Origin of the sequence: Shinella zoogloeoides (assembly GCF_033705735.1) — a bacterium.
In the GTDB taxonomy this organism is placed as follows: domain Bacteria; phylum Pseudomonadota; class Alphaproteobacteria; order Rhizobiales; family Rhizobiaceae; genus Shinella; species Shinella zoogloeoides_A.
Map to the genome: position 1 here is coordinate 1,581,958 of NZ_CP131131.1, position 19,338 is coordinate 1,601,295.

17 protein-coding genes are annotated in these 19,338 nt (G+C 67.6%); 11 read left to right on the forward strand and 6 right to left on the reverse strand.

What is annotated here, in order from left to right; translation table 11 throughout:
- Nucleotides 1-351: 351 nt before the first annotated feature.
- Both ShzoTeo12_RS25035 and ShzoTeo12_RS25040 read left to right on the forward strand, forming a co-directional pair.
- Nucleotides 352-645, forward strand: a complete 294-nt coding sequence (locus ShzoTeo12_RS25035) for an exopolysaccharide production repressor protein (protein WP_318912936.1) — start codon at nt 352-354, stop codon at nt 643-645.
- Between the two features lie 82 nt (nt 646-727).
- Complete coding sequence (locus ShzoTeo12_RS25040) at nt 728-1,717, forward strand: glycosyltransferase family 2 protein (RefSeq protein ID WP_318912937.1); 990 nt, start codon at nt 728-730, stop codon at nt 1,715-1,717.
- Between the two features lie 227 nt (nt 1,718-1,944).
- On the opposite strand, the gene ShzoTeo12_RS25045 is transcribed toward ShzoTeo12_RS25040, so the two are convergent.
- Nucleotides 1,945-2,871, reverse strand: coding sequence for a polysaccharide pyruvyl transferase family protein (locus tag ShzoTeo12_RS25045; protein ID WP_318912938.1), 927 nt, complete (start codon nt 2,869-2,871; stop codon nt 1,945-1,947).
- Between the two features lie 17 nt (nt 2,872-2,888).
- On the reverse strand, nt 2,889-3,848 hold the full coding sequence (locus tag ShzoTeo12_RS25050) for a glycosyltransferase family 2 protein (protein ID WP_318912939.1): 960 nt from the start codon (nt 3,846-3,848) through the stop codon (nt 2,889-2,891).
- 122 nt (nt 3,849-3,970) lie between these two features.
- Here ShzoTeo12_RS25050 and ShzoTeo12_RS25055 point away from each other — a divergent pair, with 122 nt between their 5' ends.
- The 9 genes from ShzoTeo12_RS25055 (at nt 3,971) to ShzoTeo12_RS25095 (ending at nt 15,165) form a co-directional block, all read left to right on the forward strand.
- Nucleotides 3,971-5,449 carry a lipopolysaccharide biosynthesis protein gene (locus tag ShzoTeo12_RS25055; protein ID WP_318912940.1) on the forward strand — a complete coding sequence of 493 codons (1,479 nt, stop codon included), beginning with the start codon at nt 3,971-3,973 and terminating at the stop codon, nt 5,447-5,449.
- A gap of 361 nt (nt 5,450-5,810) precedes the next feature.
- The gene (locus ShzoTeo12_RS25060; protein WP_318912941.1) at nt 5,811-6,941 is read left to right on the forward strand and encodes an acyltransferase; all 1,131 of its coding nucleotides are present in this window, start codon (nt 5,811-5,813) and stop codon (nt 6,939-6,941) included.
- 2 nt (nt 6,942-6,943) lie between these two features.
- A complete protein-coding gene (locus tag ShzoTeo12_RS25065) occupies nt 6,944-7,729 on the forward strand; it encodes a glycoside hydrolase family 16 protein (RefSeq protein WP_318912942.1) in 786 nt (261 codons plus the stop codon).
- Between the two features lie 13 nt (nt 7,730-7,742).
- Entirely contained in the window at nt 7,743-8,945 is a 1,203-nt protein-coding gene (locus tag ShzoTeo12_RS25070) for a glycosyltransferase (RefSeq protein ID WP_318912943.1), read from the forward strand.
- The gene (locus ShzoTeo12_RS25075) at nt 8,935-9,933 is read left to right on the forward strand and encodes a glycosyltransferase family 2 protein (RefSeq protein WP_318912944.1); all 999 of its coding nucleotides are present in this window, start codon (nt 8,935-8,937) and stop codon (nt 9,931-9,933) included. The genes ShzoTeo12_RS25070 and ShzoTeo12_RS25075 overlap by 11 nt, the downstream gene beginning before the upstream one ends.
- The gene (locus ShzoTeo12_RS25080; RefSeq protein ID WP_318912945.1) at nt 9,930-10,853 is read left to right on the forward strand and encodes a glycosyltransferase family 2 protein; all 924 of its coding nucleotides are present in this window, start codon (nt 9,930-9,932) and stop codon (nt 10,851-10,853) included. Before ShzoTeo12_RS25075 ends, ShzoTeo12_RS25080 begins: the two co-directional genes overlap by 4 nt.
- Nucleotides 10,850-11,830, forward strand: a complete 981-nt coding sequence (locus ShzoTeo12_RS25085; RefSeq protein WP_318912946.1) for a glycosyltransferase family 2 protein — start codon at nt 10,850-10,852, stop codon at nt 11,828-11,830. Before ShzoTeo12_RS25080 ends, ShzoTeo12_RS25085 begins: the two co-directional genes overlap by 4 nt.
- Nucleotides 11,831-11,834: 4 nt before the next feature.
- Entirely contained in the window at nt 11,835-12,740 is a 906-nt protein-coding gene (locus tag ShzoTeo12_RS25090) for a UTP--glucose-1-phosphate uridylyltransferase (protein ID WP_318912947.1), read from the forward strand.
- A gap of 85 nt (nt 12,741-12,825) precedes the next feature.
- Nucleotides 12,826-15,165: a polysaccharide biosynthesis tyrosine autokinase gene (locus ShzoTeo12_RS25095; protein WP_318912948.1), complete on the forward strand. Its 2,340-nt coding sequence runs from the start codon at nt 12,826-12,828 to the stop codon at nt 15,163-15,165.
- A gap of 10 nt (nt 15,166-15,175) precedes the next feature.
- Here the strand turns inward: ShzoTeo12_RS25095 and ShzoTeo12_RS25100 are convergent, their stop codons facing one another.
- From ShzoTeo12_RS25100 to ShzoTeo12_RS25115, 4 genes are all read right to left on the reverse strand, one after another.
- Nucleotides 15,176-15,958, reverse strand: a complete 783-nt coding sequence (locus ShzoTeo12_RS25100; RefSeq protein ID WP_119255173.1) for an ABC transporter permease — start codon at nt 15,956-15,958, stop codon at nt 15,176-15,178.
- A 2-nt stretch (nt 15,959-15,960) separates the two neighbouring features.
- Complete coding sequence (locus tag ShzoTeo12_RS25105; protein WP_318912949.1) at nt 15,961-17,139, reverse strand: ABC transporter permease; 1,179 nt, start codon at nt 17,137-17,139, stop codon at nt 15,961-15,963.
- On the reverse strand, nt 17,136-18,218 hold the full coding sequence (locus ShzoTeo12_RS25110) for an ABC transporter ATP-binding protein (protein WP_318912950.1): 1,083 nt from the start codon (nt 18,216-18,218) through the stop codon (nt 17,136-17,138). Before ShzoTeo12_RS25110 ends, ShzoTeo12_RS25105 begins: the two co-directional genes overlap by 4 nt.
- A 67-nt stretch (nt 18,219-18,285) precedes the next feature.
- Nucleotides 18,286-19,326 (reverse strand): ABC transporter substrate-binding protein, encoded by a 1,041-nt coding sequence (locus ShzoTeo12_RS25115; protein WP_318914366.1) that lies wholly within the window; start codon nt 19,324-19,326, stop codon nt 18,286-18,288.
- Nucleotides 19,327-19,338: the final 12 nt, after the last annotated feature.

Here is a 19,338-nt window from a genome sequence, read left to right on the forward strand (position 1 = left end):
AGGGCATTATTTTGCAGTGCAATATTATCTTGCGCTGCACATTTTTTCCATGCAGGGTCGCTCATATTGTAACAAAGTGTGATCGGGCCATTCTGGAGCCGCAACCCATCGGCTGCGGCCGCGAAAGGCGCACTCGCCCATACGGCGCATTTTCAGGCATCGGTGACGAAATCGCGGCAAGAAGGAGGCCGACGCGATTCTCCCGGCGGCCACAACCGGCTTAACGGAAGCGCAACACAAATGGACAAGGATCGGAACAGCCCTGCGGCGCACTGGTTAATCCTGATGATTGCACGGCCCTGTGCCGCACCCTATAGTCCTGAGCGAGCCTGAAGGAGAAGGCGACCACCGATGAAACCTGCGCCCGAAACGAAATGGCGGGAGAGCCCGGCCTACGCGCCGCGTTTCTTCCTGAGCATGGCGATCGCGCTCGTCGTCTTCGCCGTGATCAGCTATGCCAGCACGGGCTCCATCGCGACCACCGCGCTGCGCACCTTGGTCTGCGGCGTTCTCATCCAGGTCGGCTATTTCCTCGCCACGCTCTTTCTGGTGCGCCGCGCCGCGCGGGCCCGCCAGGCGGATATCGAAAAGGCCAAACCCAAGGTCTCCGTCTCAATGAACGAGCCCGGCCACTCCAAGCCCTGACCGCCGTCTCCGGCAGGCCGTTTTTGTGCCCCCTTTCCCTTTCATGCTGCATTGCAGCGCAAACGCATGAAAGAGGTATGCCGTGATCCAGGATGAGAAGGTCTGCGTCATCATCGCCGCCAAGAATGCGGAAAAGACGATCGGCCGGGCCGTGCGCTCGGCACTCGCCGAGCCCGAGGTCGACGAGGTCGTGGTGGTGGACGACGGCTCGGACGACCGCACCATGGCGGCGGCGGCCGCCGCCGACGACACGACCCGGCGGCTCGACATCATCCGCTTCCGCGCCAATCGCGGGCCGTCCGCCGCGCGCAACCACGCCATCGCCGTTTCCCGCGCGCCGCTGATCGCCATCCTCGACGCGGACGACTTCTTCTTCCCCGGCCGCTTCCGGCGCATGCTCGCCTGCCCGGACTGGGACTTCATCGCCGACAACATCGCCTTCATGCAAGAGGCCGACACGGCCCCACAGCCGGAGGACTTTCCGCCGCATCCGCGCCGGCTCGATCTGAGGGACTTCATCCTCGGCAACATCTCGCGCCGCGGCGCCCCGCGCGGCGAGCTCGGCTTCCTGAAGCCCGTCATGCGCCGCGCGTTTCTCGACGCCCACGACCTGCGCTACCGCGAGGACATGCGGCTCGGCGAGGACTACGAGCTCTATGTGCGGGCGCTCCTTGCCGGGGCGCGCTATACCGTCATCGAAAGCTGCGGCTACGGCGCGGTGGTGCGCGCCGGTTCGCTGAGCGGGCAGCACCGGACGAAGGACCTCGCCGCGCTGCACGAGGCCGAGCGCGCGATCCTCGCCGCCGGCAACGTACCCTCGGAAGCAGCCGAAGCCATGCGCCGCCACTGCCGCCAGGTCGGCCAGCGCCACGCGCTGCGCCATTTCCTAGACCGCAAGCGCGAGGGCGGCGCGGCCGCGGCGCTGGCCTTTGCCACCGCGAACCCCACCGCCCTACCCGCCATCGCCGGCGGCATCCTGCGCGACAAGCTGGACGCGGCGCGGGAGAGGATGCGCCCGGCGGAGCCCGCGCCACAGGAGGGATTGCGCTATCTGCTGCCCGCAGGGCGGTAATCCGCCCTGCTCTATGAAGGAAACCCGCGCCTTTCTGCCTCCTTCTCCCCGCTTGCGGGGAGAAGGTCGCGGCAGCGGGATGAGGGGCGGAACGGCAGCCGGATCCTCAGCCATAGCGGGCAGATGAATGCAGCAAACGCCCCTCATCCGCCTGCTGGCACCTTCTCCCCGCAAGCAGGGAGAAGGGAGATGGGGCGAGGTCGTGCCTCAAGGGCCCGTCTTATTCCTCAAAGATAATCCCGCCGCACGCCTTCCAGCACCGCATAAAGCCGCGCCTTCCGTTCCGAAAGACGCGCATCCGTGCTGAGTTGCGGCTCCGCCCGGCTCGCTTGCCACAGAGCCAGCGTCGAAGGCACGGCAAGGACCTGCTTGGCGGCGCTGCGCACGCCGGAGCTGGGCGCGGCCTGCGCGACGGCGACTGCACCGCGGCCTGCGGCCTGCTCCGCGCCCTCGTAATCGACGCCCCAGAAGCGAGCGCCCTTGATGATGGCCTCAGCGCGGGTGGAGATCGGGATGCGCCGGGCGGTCGGGTCGACGCCGACCGTCGTGGCCCAGTCGCGCCACTTGAAGCCGTTGATATTGGCCGAGGTACTGACCGCCACCCAGGGCACGCGGAAGGCATCGGCGAGGATCGCGCCGTGCATGGATTCGGCGACGATCAGCTCGCAGGCGGCGATCTCGCCGATCACGTCCTTCGCCTCGCCGCGCGGGTCGATATAGTGAATGCCCGCCGTCGCGCAGACGACCGGCCACAGCCCGGCCACCGCCGATTCCCAATGGGGCACGAAGGCGCATTTATGCCGCTTCGGCTGGTTCGCAAATTCCGGCATGTCGGCGACCAGCACCGCCGGATCGACGATGCCGAGTTCCTCCGGCACGCCGACCTTCCCGGCGGTCAGCGGACCGCGCACGCAGCGCACGTCCCAGAGGTCCCGGTCGCGCATGTCCGGCAGCGTGCCGTAGCCGAAGCCGCTGCCGAGCACGAGCTTGCGGCCCTCCTTCGGCAGGAGCGCGCTGTTCAGCACCGTGCCGACGCCGACGAGCAGCACGTCCTCATGCGCCTCGCGGAACCCCGGCAGCAGGAAATCCCAGAGCCAGAGATTGAGGTCGTCACCGAAATTGCCGTGCTGCGATTCCCAGTAATAGGGCTTCATCCAAAACTCCTGTCAGTTCAGCGGGAGAACTTGCCGACGGCAAGTCCGACGGCGCTCGCGAGGATGCGCGGATCGCGCATCGCCCAGCGGGCCAGCATGTCGAATTGCGGCAGCTTGCGGTGCCTGACGCGCCGCGCCTGGCTCCAGAGCGCCTGTTGGCGCGCCGTCTGCTTGTAGGAGCGCAGCGAGGCGACCTCGGCCGGTCGCTCGGCGAAGCGGCTCTCCAGCCGGTCGAGCGCCATCCAGGTATTGAACTGCTGGCGCAGGAACTGCGGCGAATCGTTGTCGACGCCGTGGAAGATGTTGACCCCCTCCCCGCGCACCGCGCCCGCCGCACCGCTCAGCACTACCCGCCGCGCGGCGAGCACGCAGTCGCAGAAGAACAGCACGTCCTCGGCCGCAAGCCTCAGCGCCGCGTCGAAGCGCACCCGCTCGAAGACCGGCCGGGCGATGACCATGGCGGACAGGTGCAGGAAGCTCCAGTTCTTCAGCATGACCTGCGTGAGGTCGGGAATCTCGATCAGCAGCGGATCGTCGTTGAGACGTACCGTCGTCTCCGTCTTTTCGAGGTCCTCGACGCCGAAATGATAGTAGAAGGCATCGCCCCCGGTGATCGAGGCGAAGTAGCAATCGGCGGAAAAATGCGTCATCGCGGCATGGGCGATCGCGAGGTGATCGGGCGCCCAGGTATCGTCCGAATCGAGGAAGGCGACGAAGTCGCTCGCCGCCGGAACGTGGTCGAGCCCGGTGTTGCGCGCGCCGCCCGGCCCGGCATTCTCCTGTCGGATGACGCGCACGCGCGCCTGCTCCGCCTCGCAAAAGTCGATCAGGTCGCCATCGGGCGGATAAGGGGATTCGTCGTCGACGACAATGACGTCGAAGTCGTTGAATCCCTGAGAAAAAACGGACGCGAGCGCACGCCTCAGGATGCCCGGCTCCTTCTGGTAGAAGGGGATGATAACTGTCAGCTTCGCCATCTTTTCGTCCCTGTGGTTTCTCTAGAAAGAGGTTCGTCTGGTCTCCTCCCACCGGGGCGCGGCCGTTTCCGGCGCAGGCTTTTCGTCTCGTCTAGGCTCCTTTTGTGAAGCGGAATCCACCCATGTCCCAGTCCGTCAACGCGAAGTCGGTAACGCGAAACGTCGGCTGGAGTGTCCTATCCAAGACAAGCACATTCGGGCTTAAATTTGTCACCGTGCCCATTCTCGCCCGGCTCCTGACGCCCGAAGAGTTCGGCGCGGTGGCCGTCGCGCTCGCCGTCGTGCAGTTCCTCGCCATGATCGGCGGGGCGGGTCTCGCCTCCGCCCTCATCCTCGAACCGAGGGAGGAACGGGAGACGATCCACTCGGTTTTCTGGGCCAATCTCGGCTTCGCCTGCCTGATGGCGGCGGGGCTCTATGTCTTCGCCGAACCGCTGGCCGACTGGTTCGGCGCGGCGGATGCGGCCTGGCTGCTTCGGATCATGTGCCTGCTCATTCCGCTCCAGCTTGCCGGCGACGTCGCCTATGCGCTGGTCGCCCGGCGCATGCAGTTCAGCCGCGACGCGCTATGGAGCATGATCTCCGAATCGCTCGCCGCCATTGCGGCGGTCATCCTCGCCATCGCCGGCTTCGGCGTCTTCGCGCTGGTCGCCCAACTCTTCGTCGCCGGGGTCATCCGGCTTGCCGGCCTCTTCTTCGTCTCACGCTACCTGCCGCGCTTTCACTTCCATGCGACAAGCGTCGTGCGGCTGACGCGCTTCAGCCTCGGCCTGATGGGCTCGGAGGTCGCCAATTTCGTCACCTTCCAGTCGCCCATGGTGGTGATCTCGCGCTTCCTCGGCCTTGCCGATGCCGGCGCCTATTCCGCCGCCAACCGCTTTTCCAGCATTCCCAACCAGGTGGTGCTGTCCGGCGTCATGGGCGTGCTCTTCCCCGCCTTCAGCGCGATGATGCACGACCGCGAGCGCCGCTCGCAAGCGCTGATGCTCAGCACGCAGGTGACGACGCTGCTGCTCGCGCCGATGATGTTCGGCCTCTGGGCGCTGGCCGAACCCTCGATGCTGCTGCTCTTCGGCCCGCAATGGGCGGCCGCCTGGCCGGTGCTCGGGCTGCTGGCGCTCTCCAAGGGGCTGCTGACGCCGTGCAGCACCTTCATCCCCTATCTCAAGGGCTCGGGCCATGGCGGGGCGCTCTTCTGGTGGGCGGTCGGCCGCGCCGTAGCAACCACCGCCGCCGTCGCCTACGGTGCCTATGGCGGCACGCTCATCGAGGCGATGGTCGCCCTCTGCCTCGTCAATGCCGTCGTACTCGTCGGCTATTCGCAGGTGGTGTTCCGGGCGGACGGGACGCCCTTCCTGCCCGGCTTCTATCGTTCGATCCGCCCCATGCTCACCGCCGCACTGATGGCGCTCGCCGTGCGCTACGCGCTCGACCACTATCTCGCGCCGCATTTCCATCCCGTCCTGCAGGTCGCCATCGGCATCGCGCTCGGCGGCGTGATCTATGCGGTCCTCACCCTTCTCACCGAGCGGCCGCTGCTGCGAAAGCTCCTCGACATGGTGCGCCGTCCCCGCGCCTCCGCCATCGCCAGCCTGCCTTGAGCCTGCCCCATTTCGGGGCCCGCCGGCCGGAATTGCCGCAGTCTCGCAGAGAATCGGCATGGCAAAGGCAAAAAAATTCGACGACACCTTCACCCATAAATTGCGATTAAATAAGTAGTTTCGAATAGGCTTCAAAGTATTGAAGCGCAGGTCTTCACATTTCCCTCACGCATATGTGAGCGTGTATTTCCACCGGCATGCAATTCCGCGCGATATGCTGCAATGCAACCGGCCATGCGGATGAATTTGCTGCGTCGCCATATTTTCCGCCGCCCCGTCACCCAAACTCCTCTTCACGGGGCTCACGCCTCATTCGCTTGAAAGCCGCCCGCCGGCGGCCCAACAGAGGGGTGACGGAACCGTGCAGATCGACGCGACCGTTTCGGCACGCATCAACATGATGCGCATCGTGCTGATCACCGGGATCATCTTCGTGCATGTTCCCTACGATCCGGCGACGAGCCTCTATGCGGGCACGTTCGGCGGGCTGGACTGGCTGCGGGTGTTCCTGGCGGACAGCCTCTTCCGCATCGGCGTGCCCTGCCTTTCCGCCATCTCCGGCTACCTGCTCTTCCATCGCGGCATCGAGGCCTTCGATTACCGCCGGACGCTGCGCACCAAGGCATCGACCATCCTCCTGCCCTTCCTCCTCTGGAACACGGCCTTCCTCGCCCTCGTCTATATCGCGCAGTCGCGCGGCATCGGCTTCGGCTACCTGCCCGATGTCGTCAACGCCACGCCGCGCGAGCTGATGAATCTCGGCCTCGCCGTCGAGAGCTGGCCGATCGACATCCCGCTCTATTTCCTGCGTGACCTGCTGCTCTGCCTCGTCCTGTCGCCGCTGATCGCGCTCGCGGTCCTGCGCTATCCGCGCATCGCGCTCGCCCTGATGCTGGCCTATGCGGTGCTGCCGCTGCCGAACGGCATCTTCCTGAAGAAATCCATCCTCTTCGGCTTCAGCTTCGGCGTCGCAATGGCCCTCCACCGCATCGATATCCGCCGCATGGACCGCTTCGCCCTGCCGATGACGCTCGCCGTGCTGGCGATGGCGCTGGGGCTGTCGGCCGCGCTCTATGCCTATGGCCCGGATTTCCCGGCCTGGCTCGACATGCTGCGCGGCCTTGCGGCCATCGCCGGCATCTTCGGCGCATGGGCCTTCTCGGCGCTGCTCATCCGCACGCGCGCCGGAAAGGCGCTGGCGCGGCTCGGCGGGCTCAGCTTCTGGATCTTCTGCGGCCACTACCCGCTGCTCGTCCTGTTCTGGATGATCTGGAACCGGCTCGGCATCGCCCATTACCCGCTGTTCTACGCGGCAAGCCCGGTCCTTGCGCTTGCCATCCTCGTTTCCACCCACGCGGCCACGCGGCGCTTTGCGCCGGCGCTGCACGCCATCCTCACCGGCCGCCGCACGGGCCAGCGCAAGCCGCCCGCGGCCGGACGACACCCGCATCCGGAGATGGAGCCCGCCGGTTCCATCGCCCAAAGGAGGTGACCATGACTGTCTCCCCGAAGATCACCCTCACGGCACCTGCCCTTCTCGTAGCGCTTGCCGCCGCAAGCCCCCTATCCGCCCAGGACGGTGCGAACGGCACGTCCTTCGTCGAGGAATTCGACCAGCTCGACACGTCCCGCTGGTACGTCTCCGACGGCTGGAACAACGGCGCGCACCAGAACTGCACCTGGTCGAAGGATTCCGTGAAGGTGGAGGGCGGCAAGCTCGCGCTCTCCTTCGAGGCCAGGCCCGCCGGCGAGCGCCAATATGCCTGCGGCGAGATCCAGACCCTGAAACGCTACGGCTACGGCACCTATGAGGTGCGCATGAAGTCGGCGACGGGTTCCGGCCTCAACTCGGCCTTCTTCAGCTATATCGGCCCGACCGACAAGAAACCGCACGACGAGATCGACTTCGAGGTCCTCGGCAAGGATACGTCCCGCGTGCAGGTCAACCAGTATATCGCCGGCAAGGGCGGCAACGAGAAGCTGGTCCCCGTTCCGGGCGGGGCCGACGGCGGCTTCAACGACTATGCCTTCGTCTGGCAGCAGCATCGCCTTGCCTACTATGTGAACGGCACGCTGGTGCAGGAGGTGACGGACGCCGCGAAGCTGCCCACCCATGCGCAGAAAATCTTCCTGTCGCTCTGGGGCACCGACACGCTGTCCGGCTGGATGGGCCGCTTCGCTTTCGCAGGGCCGACGACGATGGAGGTGGAGCGCATCGCCTTCACCGCCGAGGGCGAGCCCTGCCAGTTCGACGGCTCCATCGCCTGCCTCGTGAACTGAGCGGACGGCGCCGATGCTTCAGGTCCTCTATCTCGTCCACGATCTTTCCGATCCCGCCGTGCGCCGGCGGGTGCTGATGCTGCAGGCGGGCGGCGCTTCGGTGACGCTGGCCGGCTTCCGCCGCGGCGAGAACCGGCTTGCCGACGTCGAGGGCGTCACGCCCGTGCAACTCGGCGCGACGAAGGATGCCCGCTTCGGCCAGCGCCTCCTGGCGGTCGCCGGCGCGGCGGCGACGCTTTCCAGCAAGCTCGCCGGTATCCCGAAGCCGGACGTCATCCTCGCCCGCAACCTCGAAATGTTGGCGCTGGCGGGCCGCGCCGCGTCCCGCTTCGGCACTGTCCCCATCGCCTATGAATGCCTCGACATCCACCGCCTGCTGCTGCAGGGCGGCATGGTCGGGCGGGCCTTGCGGGGGGCGGAGCGCCATTTCGGCCGCAAGGCGGGCCTCGTCGTCACCAGTTCGCCGGCTTTTATCGAGCACTATTTCAAGCCGCTTTCCGGCATCCGCGCCCCCTTCCACCTGCTGGAGAACAAGGTGCTGGAGCTCGACGGCGAGGCAGCCCTTCCCGTCCGCACGCGCCCTGCGGGAGAACCCTGGCGCATCGGCTGGTTCGGCGCGATCCGCTGCCGCAAGTCGCTCGATCTCCTCTCCGCTTTCACCCGGCTGATGGAGGGACGCTTCGAAGTGGTGCTGCGCGGGCGGCCCGCCTATTCCGAATTCGACGATTTCGACGGCCGCATCGCCCGCGAGCCCTTCATCCGCTTCGAAGGCCCCTACCGCAATCCGGAAGACCTGCCCGCCATCTATGGCGCGGTCGATTTCACCTGGGCCATCGACTTCTTCGAGGAAGGCCGGAACTCGCTCTGGCTGCTGCCGAACCGCCTCTATGAAGGCTGCCGGCACGGGGCGCTGCCCATCGTCCTCGACGGAACCGAGACGGCGCGGCTCGCCCGCGAGCGCGGCATCGGCATTTCGCTTTCCGACGATCGTCCCGAAACCCTCGCCGGCCGCTTCGCCGGCTTCGACGCCGCCACTTACGAGGCGCTGCACGCCGATCTCGCCAGGCTCGGCGCGCGCCCCTGGCTGCTCGACCGCGCCGACTGCGCCGCCTTCGTCCAGCGCCTCGCCGCCCTTCGCCGGCCGGCCGGGCAGGCGGCGGCGTTCACGCCCCTTCCCTCCCTCGCGACAAACAAGGTGGATTGCCATGACCGCTGACGCCGCCGCATCCGTGCGTTGCCTGATCGTGATTCCCTGCCTCAACGAGGCGCGTTACCTGGAACCGCTGGTCCGCCATATCGAGCCCACGCTCTGCGACCTAAACGCGACGCTCGTCGTCGTCGACGGCGGCAGCACGGACGGCACGCGCGACATCGCCCGCCGCCTCGCCGCAAGCGTGCCGAACATGCATGTGCTCGACAATCCGAAGCGCATCCAGAGCGCCGCGATCAATCTCGCCGTCGCCACCTTCGGCGTCGAGCACGACTATCTCATCCGCATCGACGCGCACGGCACCTATCCTGACGACTATTGCCGCGTGCTGGTGGAGGACGCGCTGGAGACCGGGGCGGATTCCGTCGTCGTCGCCATGCGGACCGTCGGCTTCGGTACCTTCCAGAAGGCGACCGCCTTCGCGCAGAATTCCGTGCTCGGCAATGGCGGGGCCAAGCACCGGGCGGGCGCGGAAAGCCACTGGGCGGACCACGGCCACCACGCGCTGATGCGCATATCCGCCTTCCGCGCCGTGGGCGGCTATGACGAGACCTTCACCGCCAACGAGGATGCCGAATACGACTACAGGCTCCACCAGGCCGGCTACCGCGTCTGGATGACGGCGCGCACCAGCATGGTCTACTACCCCCGCTCAAGCGCCCTGCCGCTCTTCCGGCAATATTTCGGCTATGGCCGCGGCCGGGCGCGCAATCTCCTGAAGCACCGCGCGCGCCCCGGCCTGCGCCAGCTCCTGCCGCTGATGGTCGCCCCGGTCGCCGCCGGCGCCTTCCTTGCGGCGATCACCTGGATCGCCGCCGTGCCCTTCGTGCTCTGGGCCGCCGCCTGCATGGGCTACGGCGCGTGGATGGCGCTCGGCGAGCGCAATCCCTACGGCCCGCTTGCCGCCGTCTCCGCCATGATCATGCATTTCGCCTGGTCGGCCGGCTTCTGGCGCGAGCTGCTCGACATCCGCCAGCGGAGGGCCTTCGCATGACGGCGCCGCTTCGCATCGACATCGCGGTCTGCACCTTCCGCCGCCCGGCGCTGAGCGAGACGCTCGCCTCGCTCTCAAAGCTGATCGTTCCGGCCGGCGTGCGCCTCGGCGTCATCGTCGCCGATAACGACATGGAGCCGAGCGCCCGCCCCCGCGTCGAGGCCGCCGCGCCGCTGCTGCCGACGGATATCGTCTATGTGCATTGCCCGGCCGGCAACATCTCCATCGCCCGCAATGCTTGCCTCGACCATACGGATGCCGATTTCATCGCTTTCGTCGACGACGACGAGACGGTGGACCCGCTCTGGCTCGACCGGCTGCTCGCGGCGGCGGAAAGAAGCCGCGCCGACGTGGTGCTCGGTCCGGTGCGCGCGCTCTACGGGCCGGACGCGCCCGGCTGGATGCGCAGCGGCGACTTCCACGCCACGCGTCCCGTCTGGGTGAACGGCGAAATCCGCACGGGCTATACCTGCAACGTGCTGATGCGCCTTGCCGCCCCCTCCATCGCCGGCCGCCGCTTCGACCTCGCGCTCGGGCGGAGCGGCGGCGAGGACACCGAATTCTTCACCGCCGTCCACGCGGCCGGCGGCCGCATCGCCTTCGCCGAGGATGCCTGGGTGGAGGAGCCGGTTCCCGCCGCCCGCGCCCGCTTCTCCTGGCTCGCCCGGCGCCGGCTGCGCATGGGGCAGACCCACGGCCGGCTGCTCGCCGCGCGGCATGAAGGCGCCGCCCGGCTGAGCGCTGCCGGCCTTGCCGCCGCGAAATGCACGGCCTGCCTTGCCGGCGCCACGGCCTTCGCCCTCTCGCCCGTGCGCCGCAACCGCTTCCTGCTACGCGGCCTTCTCCATGCCGGCGCGGTCGGCGGGCTCTTCGGCACCCGCGCCATCGAGCCCTATGGCAAGCTGGAGACGGCGCCATGACGGAACCCGACGTCAGCATCGTCATCGCCGCCTACAACGCGGCCGACACCATCCAGCGCGCCATCCGCAGCGCGCTGGCGCAGGAGGGCGTGACGGTGGAGGTGATCGTCGCCGACGATTGCTCGGCCGACACGACGCGCGAGGCCGTCGCCGCGCTCGGCGCGCCAGCCGTGCGGCTCGTTGCGCTCGACAGCAACAAAGGTCCCGGCGGCGCGCGCAATGCGGGCTTTGCCGCCGCCCGCGGCCGCTGGATCGCCGTGCTCGATTCCGACGATACGATGCGGCCCGACCGCCTTCGCCGCATGATCGACGCGGCCGAAAGGCAGGACGCCGTCGCGGCGGTCGACAATCTCGACGTGCTGCATGGCGACGGCCGGATCACGCGCATGTTCCCTCGCGACCTTCTCGCCGCATCGCCGCTCCTGACGCTGCCGGCGTTCATCGATTCCAACCGGATTTTCCGCGACACGCACAATTTCGGCTACATGAAGCCGGTCTTCCATCGCGCCTTCCTCGAAGGCAACCATCTCGCCTATGACGAGGCGCTGAGGATCGGCGAGGACTACCTGCTGCTCGCCGCCGTGCTCGCCGCCGGCGGGCGCTGCGCGGTCGTGCCCGAGGCGGGCTATCTCTACCATATCCGCGAGACCTCGATCTCCCGCGTGCTGCATCTCCACCATGTCGAGGCGATGCTTGCGGGCGACCGGCGGTTCCTCGCCCGCTTCCCGCTGCAGGGCGAGGCCATGGCGGCGCAGCGCCGCCGCACGCGCAGCCTCGATGAGGCCCGCGCCTTCCTCTCCCTCGTCCGCCATCTCAAGAACCGTTCGCTCGGGCCCGCCCTCAAGGTGGCGCTCGGCGATCCCGTCGCGCTCCGGCATCTTTCCATGCCGATCGCCGCCCGGTGGCGCCGCCTCACGGCGTCCCCGGCGTCCCATGCGGCGGCCGCGTCCGGCCAGCCGCTCAAGAACAAAGGATAATTCCATGGTGCGAATCAAGACCGTCCGCAAGGCCGTCATCCCCGTCGCCGGCAACGGAACCCGCTTCCTGCCGGCCACCAAGGCCATGCCCAAGGAAATGCTGACCATCGTCGACCGGCCCGTCGTGCAATATGCCCTCGACGAGGCGCGCGAGGCCGGCATCGAGCATGTCGTCTTCGTCACCAGCCGCAACAAGCAGGTCATCGAGGACCATTTCGACGACACGCCGGAACTCGTCGCCTCACTGGAGAAATCCGGCAAGGACGACAAGGTGAGCGAGCTGAGCGAGTTGCTGCCGGCCGCGGGCTCGGTGAGCTTCACGCGCCAGCAGGCGCCGCTCGGCCTCGGCCATGCCGTCTGGTGCGCCCGCGACCTCATCGGCGACGAGCCCTTCGCGCTGCTCCTGCCCGACATGATCTCCTTTGGCGCGCGCGGCTGCATGGCCGGCCTGATGGAGCTTTACGGGGAGGTCGGCGGCAATGTCGTCGGCGTCGAGCAATGCGCGCCGGAAGAGGCCTCGCAATACGGCATCGTCGGCAGGGGTGCGGCCGTGCGCCATGGCTTCGCCGTCACCCACATGGTGGAGAAGCCGAAGGCGGGCGAAGCACCATCCAACCTCTTCCTCAACGGCCGCTACATCCTCCAGCCGGAGGTCTTCGGCCATCTCGCCCGCCAGAAGCGCGGCGCGGGCAACGAGATCCAGCTCACCGACAGCATGCTGAAGCTCTCCGAGACGCAGCCCTTCCACGCCCATCCCTATGAGGGGCGGACCTACGATTGCGGCTCGAAGCACGGCTTCATCGAGGCCAATGTCGCCTTCGCGCTCGCTCGCCCGGATATCGGCGCGGCCGTCTACGAATCCCTGCGCGACATGGTCTTGTCGCACGAGGGCCGGATTCGCGCGGCATAATCCCGTGGCTCCGGGCCGGTTCCGGTCCGGGGCCGCATCCGGGGAGGAAAGCTTTTCATTGCGCCGAAAGGCAGAACGGAGCCCCATGCATCAACGCACCGTACCGCACAGCAGCATCCTGCGACGGGAACCGGACCCTTCCGATTCCTTCATCGACCTCAACCGCCTGCTGGCGATCCTCGTCCGCCGCGCGCGGCTGATCGGGCTCTCGGTGGCGCTCGCCGTGACGCTCGGCGTCGCCTATCTCCTGTTCGCGACGCCCGTCTATACCTCGCAGACGCAAATCCTGCTCGACGAGGACCTGTCGCGCTATGCCGAGGAGAGCGAACCCTCGCCGCAGAGCAGCCAGCAGATCGACATGCGCATATCGAGCGCCGCCGAGATCCTAAAATCCGGCCGGCTGGCGCTGCGCGTCGTCGACGACCTCAAGCTTTCCGACAACGAGACCATCCTCAACCCGCCGCAATCGCCCGTCGCCATGGTCAAGGGCTGGGCGAAGGCGCTGACGTCCTCCGGCCCGGACGTCTCGCAAGAGGCGCTGGCGAACGGGCGGCGCGAGAAGGCCGCCGCCACGTTGCAGCAATCCCTGACGGTGGAGCGCGCCGGCCGCAGCGCCGTGCTCGCCGTCTCCTTCCGCTCGACCGACCCGCAGCTCGCCGCCGCGATCACCAAGCGCTATGCCGAAGCCTTCTTCGAAGACCAGCTCAGCGCCAATTTCACCGCGACGGAGCAGGCCTCGACATGGCTGCAGGAGCGCCTCACCGATATCCAGGCCCGCGCGCAGGAGGCCGCGCTGGAAGTCGAGCGCTACCGCAGCGAAAATGGCCTCACCACGGCGCGCGGCGAACTGATGTCCGAGCAGCAGCTCGCCGACCTCAACAGCCAGCTGATCCTGGCGCAGGCGGACGCCGCAAGCGCCTCGGCGCGCTATGCCCAGTTCAAGGCCATCGTCGAGCAGGGACCGGACAAGGCCGTCGACAATGCCTCGATCCCGACACAGCAGGCGGGCGGCTCGGTGCTTCAGGAGCTGCGCGAGCGCTACAATTCCGTCGTCAAGCGCGCGCAGGACATCACGCAGAATTTCGGCGCGGACCATCCGCAGGCGGCAGCCCTCAGGGCCGAGAAGGAAGACCTTGCCGGGCAGATCTACCGCGAGCTCCAGCAGCTCACCGCCAGCTACCGCAACGAATACGAGGTCGCCCGTTCGCGGGAAACGTCGCTGCGCGAGAACATCGACAAGGTCGCCGGCAGCAATGCCGTGGCCAACCGCTCCTCGGTGCGCCTGCGCGAACTGGAGCAGAAGGCGACGGCCCTCAAGGCGCTCTCGGAATCCTATCTCAGCCGCTTCGAGCAGGCCTCGCAGAAGCAGTCCTTCCCCATCGCCAAGGCGCGGGTGATCTCCGATGCCGGCGTGCCGACCGCGCCCTCGAGCCCGAAAAAGACGCTGGTGCTCGGCCTTTCGCTGGTGCTCGGCCTCATGGCCGGCGGGGCGCTGACCTTCGTGCAGGAGCTGCGCGAGCGCGCTTTCCGGCTGGAGAACGACGTGCGCACGATCCTCGGCCTGAAGCCGCTCGGCTACCTGCCGCTCGTCGGCGGGCAGAAGAAGCGCAAGCCCATGATCGGCGCGAAGGCGGTGAAGGCCGAGCCCGCGCCGGGCGAGGCGGACGAGGACATACCGCTGGAACGCATGACGCGCATCGTGCTCGACGCGCCGCGCTCGGCCTTCGCCGAAACTTTGCGCAACGCCAAGCTGACCAGCGAGACCATGCTGACCGGCCGCGAAAGCCGGGTGATCGGCGTCACCTCGGCGCTGCCCGGCGAGGGCAAGTCGACGGTCGCCACCAATTTCGCCGCGCTTCTCGCCATCAGCGGCAAGCGCACGCTGCTGATCGACGCCGACGTGCGCCGGCCGGGCCTCAGCGCCATGATGAAGCCTGCCCCGCAGATTGGCCTCATCGAGGCGGTGAGCGGCGAAATCCCCTGGACGCAGGCGGTCAAGACCGACCGGCGCTCGCAGCTCACCATCCTGCCCATCGCGCTGGGCAAGGACGCAGCCCGCCGCCACGACGGCAACGAGCTGATCAGCTCGCCCGCCATGAAGCAATTGCTGGACGAGGCGCGGCAGGCGTTCGACTACGTGATCGTCGACCTCGCGCCCGTCGGTCCGGTCGTCGACGCCAAGGCCTTCGAGCCGCTGGCGGACGGCTTTCTCTTCGTCGTGGAATGGGGCAAGACGCCGTCGAACCTCGTGCGCGACCTGCTTGCCGCCGAGCACCGCATCGAGGCGAAGACGCTCGGCGTCGTGCTCAACAAGACGGACATGGCCGCCCTTGCCCGCTACAGCGATGCGGGCGCGGCGGAAAAGTACCGCGACCTCTACGACCAGTACTATACCGACAACATGGAGGCCGCCGCCCGCAGATAGGGCGGCGGTTTCACCTGCGCCGCGCCAGCATGGAGCGGGACAGCACCACGGCAAGGCCGATGAGGATCGTCGCGGCGATGAAGAGGAAGGCCGCCGCGGCGATGGCCGGGCTGATATTCTCGCGGATGCTGGAGAACATCTGCCGGGCGAGCGTGCGCTGGTTGGGGCCGGCGACGAAGAGCGTCAGCACCACCTCGTCGAGCGAGGTGGCGAAGGCGAGCACTGCGCCCGACAGCACGCCCGGCATGGCGAGCGGCAGCGTCACCCGGCGGAAGACCGTGACCGGCGATGCGCCGAGGCTTTCCGCCGCAAGCTCCACCCGCCCGTCGATGCCGGCAAGCGCCCCCGTGACGCTGACCACCACGAAGGGCACGGCGACGACGGTGTGCGCGATGATGACCCCGGCATAGCTGTTGGTGAGGCCGAAGCGGGCGAGCAGCACCTGCATGCCGACGCCGAGCACCACGGCCGGCACGACCATCGGCAAGAGGAAGAGCGTGCGGAAGGTGCCGCGCATGAAGAGCGTCCGGTTGCGCAGGCCGAGCGAGGCGGCCGTGCCAAGCGTCGTGGCGAGCAGCGTCGTGCCCGTGCCGACGATCAGGCTGTTGACGATCGCCCGCTGCCAGGCATCGGCGGTGAACAGCTCCGTGAACCAGCGCATCGACCAGGCGGGCACCGGATAGGTGAGGATGACGCTCGAGGTGAAGGCGAGCGGCAGGATGGCGACGAGCGGGGCCACCAGGAAGAGGATGGCGAGCGTCGCGAAGGTGAGACGGGCAAGGCGCATCGGCATGGTCAGCGCCTCCCCGGCTCGTCGGCCGAAAGCCGGGCATAGACGGTATAGAGCGCGAGCGTTGCGATGAGCAGCACGACGCCGAGCGCGCCCGCCATGCCCCAGTTGGCCGAGCCCGTGGCGTAGAAGGCGATGATCGAGGAGATCATCTGGTCGCCCGGCCCGCCGATCAGCGCGGGCGTGATGTAGTAGCCGATGGCCGAGATGAAGACGAGGAGGCCGCCGGAAGCGACACCGCGCAGGCTGAGCGGCAGGAGCACGCGCAGGAAGGCGCGCAGCGGCGGCGCGCCGAGCGAGGCGGCCGCCGGCATCAGGTTCTTCGGAATGGTGATCAGCACCGAATAGATCGGCAGCACCATGAAGGGCAGCAGCACATGGGTCATGGCGATGATGACGCCGGTGCGGTTGAAGATCAGCGGCAGCGGCGCGCTCGTGAGCCCGAGCCATTGCAGGAGGTCGTTGATGAGGCCCTTTTCCTGCAGGAGGATGAACCAGGCGGCGGTGCGCACCAGAAGCGAGGTCCACAGCGGCAGCAGCACGGCGGCGAGCATCAGGTCGCGCTTCCAGCCCGTCAGCGAGGCGGCGATGATGGCATAGGGATAGCCGATGCACATGCAGGCGAAGGTGACGAGCGCGGAAATCCAGAAGGTGCGAACCAGGATCACCCTGTTGACCGACTGGTCCGGCGGAAGCTGCTCGATATGGCCGTCGGCATTGCGGCCGAGATCGACGGCGGCCAGAAGGTTGCGGTCAGTGAGCGGCGAGAGCGCATCGGCGATGGCGAGCCAGAATTCGGGCTTGTTCCAGCGCTTGTCGACCGAGACCAGATCGGCCGGCGGGCCGGCGGGATCGGCGAGCGCCGCCGTCGTCTTCGACATCAGCGTGCGGAAGCCCGAACGGGCGCTGTTGAGGCGGCGCACCATGTCGCCGAGCGCCTGCTGGTCGTCCACCGCCTTGAGGTCGGCGATCAGCGCCGCCTGCATTTCCGGCGTCGGCGGCGACTTGCGGTCCCAGCCGGCCAGCACCTGGGCGCTCTGCGGCAGGAGGCGCAGCACCGCCGTATCGGAAACCGACTGCGACATCATGCTGAACAGCGGCCAGACGAAGAAGGCGACGAGAAAGGCGACGAGCGGCGCGATCAGCAGGAACGAACGCCCCGCGCGGGCGCGCCGGGCGCTCATGACGCCTGCCCCGGCGGCAGGATGACGCGGCAATCGCCGGCCGAGAAGGCAGCGAAGACCTTGGTGCCGGGCGTGAACTCGCGCGAGCGGCGGCCGAGCTTGGCGATCAGCGGATGGCTGCCGGCGGCAAGCTGCACGCGCAGGTGATCGCCCTGATAGACGGAATCGGCGACCTCGGTCTCCAGGCAATTGTTCGCCCCGTTCGCCGTTTCGGCAAGGTCGATGCGCTCGGGACGGACCGAGAGGAAAACGGGCTGGCCGGCCGAAACTTCCTCTGGAGCGGCGGCGAGGATCTCCGCGCCGGAACCGAGCCGGACGGCGGCCTCGCCCCCGGCGACACGGGCAACGACGCCTTCGAGCAGGTTGGTTTCGCCAATGAACTCGGCGACGAAGCGGGTGGCCGGCTCGTCATAGACCTGCCGCGGCGTACCGATCTGCTCGATCCTGCCCTTGTTGAAGACGGCGACCCGGTCCGACATGGTCAGCGCCTCGGACTGGTCATGGGTGACGAAGACGATGGTGAGCCCGAGGCGACGGTGCAGGTCGCGGATGTCGAGCTGCATCTGCTCGCGCAACTGCTTGTCGAGCGCGCCGAGCGGCTCGTCCATCAGCACCACGCGCGGCTCGAAGACGAGGGCGCGGGCAAGCGCCACGCGCTGCTGCTGGCCGCCGGAAAGCTGGCTCGGCCGGCGCTCGCGCATGGTGGAAAGCTGCACCATGTCGAGGGCGCGGGTCACACGCTCGGCGATCTCGGCCTTGCCCAGCCCGCGCATCTGCAGCGGAAAGGCGATGTTCTCGCCGACGGTCATGTGCGGGAAGAGCGCATAGCTCTGGAAGACGACGCCCATGTCGCGCCGATGGGTCGGCACGTCGTTGACGGCCTGGCCGTCGACGAGGATCGCGCCGGATGTCGGCTGTTCGAAGCCGGCGAGCATCATCAAAAGCGTCGTCTTGCCCGAGCCGGAAGGGCCGAGCAGGCTGACGAACTCGCCCTTGGCGATGGAAAGGTCGAGATTCTCGACGACGCAGAGCGCGCCGTAGAATTTCGTTATGCGGTCGAAGCGGATGAATTCGGCCAACGGGTGCTCCCTCGCGCGTGCGGCGTCCGGGAGCACGCAAAGCCGCACCCCCGGAATTGCAGCAGACTTACTGAGCGAGCCAGGCGTTGAACCGCTGGGTCAGCGCCTCGGAATTGTCGATCCAGAAATCGATGTCGAGCGAGAGCGCGTCGGTCATGTTCGCCGGCTCGGTCGGCAGGTCCTTGGCAAGCTCCGGCGGCACCTTGGCGGCGGCTTCCTTCACGGGAAGGCCGTAAGCGACATATTGCGGGAGCTTAGCCTGGTTGTCCGGCTCGCTGGCGAAGGCGATGAAGTCCTGCGCGGCGTCCTTGTTCTCGGCGTCCTTCAGCACGACCCAGCTGTCGACGGCATAGATGCTGCCCGGCCAGACGACCTTGAAGTTCTTGCCCTCGGTGCGGTTGATGCCGGTGATGCGGCCGTTATAGGCCGAGGTCATGGCGACTTCGCCGGAGGCGAGGAACTGGAGCGGCTGCGCGCCCGATTCCCACCAGACGATGTTCGGCTTCAATTCGTCGAGCTTCTTGAAGGCGCGGTCGACGCCCTCGTCGGTCGCCAGCACGTCGTAGACCTCGTCCTTCGACACGCCGTCGGCCAGAAGGGCGAATTCGAGCGTGTATTTCGGCCCCTTGCGCAGCGAGCGCTTGCCGGGGAATTTCTCGACGTTCCAGAAGTCGGCCCAGGAGGTCGGGCCTTCCTTCAGCTTGTCGCCGTCATAGGCGATCGCCGTGGACCAGACGATGGCGCCGACGCCGCAATCGTTGACGGCCGAATCGAGGAACCTGTCCTTGCCGCCCATCTTGTCCCAGTCGATCTTCTCGTAAAGGCCGTCGGCACAGCCGAGCGCCAGTTCTTCCGCCTCGACCTGCACGGCGTCCCAGTTCGGCGCGCCGGCCTTCACCTTGGATTGCAGCACGCCGATGCCGCCGTCCCAGGCCTCGTCCAGCACCGGCTTGCCGGTCTTTTCCGCGAAGGGCTTGAAGTAGATTTCGCGCTGGCCGTCCTGGTAGTTGCCGCCCCAGGAGACGACGGTGAGGTCGCGCGCGAATGCCGGCGCGGCAAGCCCCGCCGAAAGCGCCAGCACGGCCGCCGTCAGAATGCCCTTCCTCATGCTCTTGGTCTT

What these genes read in the sequence shown, in the direction of transcription:
- ShzoTeo12_RS25035 (WP_318912936.1), top strand. Translation starts at nt 352, where the DNA reads ATGAAACCTGCGCCCGAAACGAAATGGCGGGAGAGCCCGGCCTACGCG.
- ShzoTeo12_RS25045 (WP_318912938.1), bottom strand. Translation starts at nt 2,871, where the DNA reads ATGAAGCCCTATTACTGGGAATCGCAGCACGGCAATTTCGGTGACGAC.
- ShzoTeo12_RS25050 (WP_318912939.1), bottom strand. Translation starts at nt 3,848, where the DNA reads ATGGCGAAGCTGACAGTTATCATCCCCTTCTACCAGAAGGAGCCGGGC.
- ShzoTeo12_RS25055 (WP_318912940.1), top strand. Translation starts at nt 3,971, where the DNA reads ATGTCCCAGTCCGTCAACGCGAAGTCGGTAACGCGAAACGTCGGCTGG.
- ShzoTeo12_RS25065 (WP_318912942.1), top strand. Translation starts at nt 6,944, where the DNA reads ATGACTGTCTCCCCGAAGATCACCCTCACGGCACCTGCCCTTCTCGTA.
- ShzoTeo12_RS25070 (WP_318912943.1), top strand. Translation starts at nt 7,743, where the DNA reads ATGCTTCAGGTCCTCTATCTCGTCCACGATCTTTCCGATCCCGCCGTG.
- ShzoTeo12_RS25075 (WP_318912944.1), top strand. Translation starts at nt 8,935, where the DNA reads ATGACCGCTGACGCCGCCGCATCCGTGCGTTGCCTGATCGTGATTCCC.
- ShzoTeo12_RS25080 (WP_318912945.1), top strand. Translation starts at nt 9,930, where the DNA reads ATGACGGCGCCGCTTCGCATCGACATCGCGGTCTGCACCTTCCGCCGC.
- ShzoTeo12_RS25085 (WP_318912946.1), top strand. Translation starts at nt 10,850, where the DNA reads ATGACGGAACCCGACGTCAGCATCGTCATCGCCGCCTACAACGCGGCC.
- ShzoTeo12_RS25090 (WP_318912947.1), top strand. Translation starts at nt 11,835, where the DNA reads ATGGTGCGAATCAAGACCGTCCGCAAGGCCGTCATCCCCGTCGCCGGC.
- ShzoTeo12_RS25095 (WP_318912948.1), top strand. Translation starts at nt 12,826, where the DNA reads ATGCATCAACGCACCGTACCGCACAGCAGCATCCTGCGACGGGAACCG.
- ShzoTeo12_RS25100 (WP_119255173.1), bottom strand. Translation starts at nt 15,958, where the DNA reads ATGCCGATGCGCCTTGCCCGTCTCACCTTCGCGACGCTCGCCATCCTC.
- ShzoTeo12_RS25105 (WP_318912949.1), bottom strand. Translation starts at nt 17,139, where the DNA reads ATGAGCGCCCGGCGCGCCCGCGCGGGGCGTTCGTTCCTGCTGATCGCG.
- ShzoTeo12_RS25115 (WP_318914366.1), bottom strand. Translation starts at nt 19,326, where the DNA reads ATGAGGAAGGGCATTCTGACGGCGGCCGTGCTGGCGCTTTCGGCGGGG.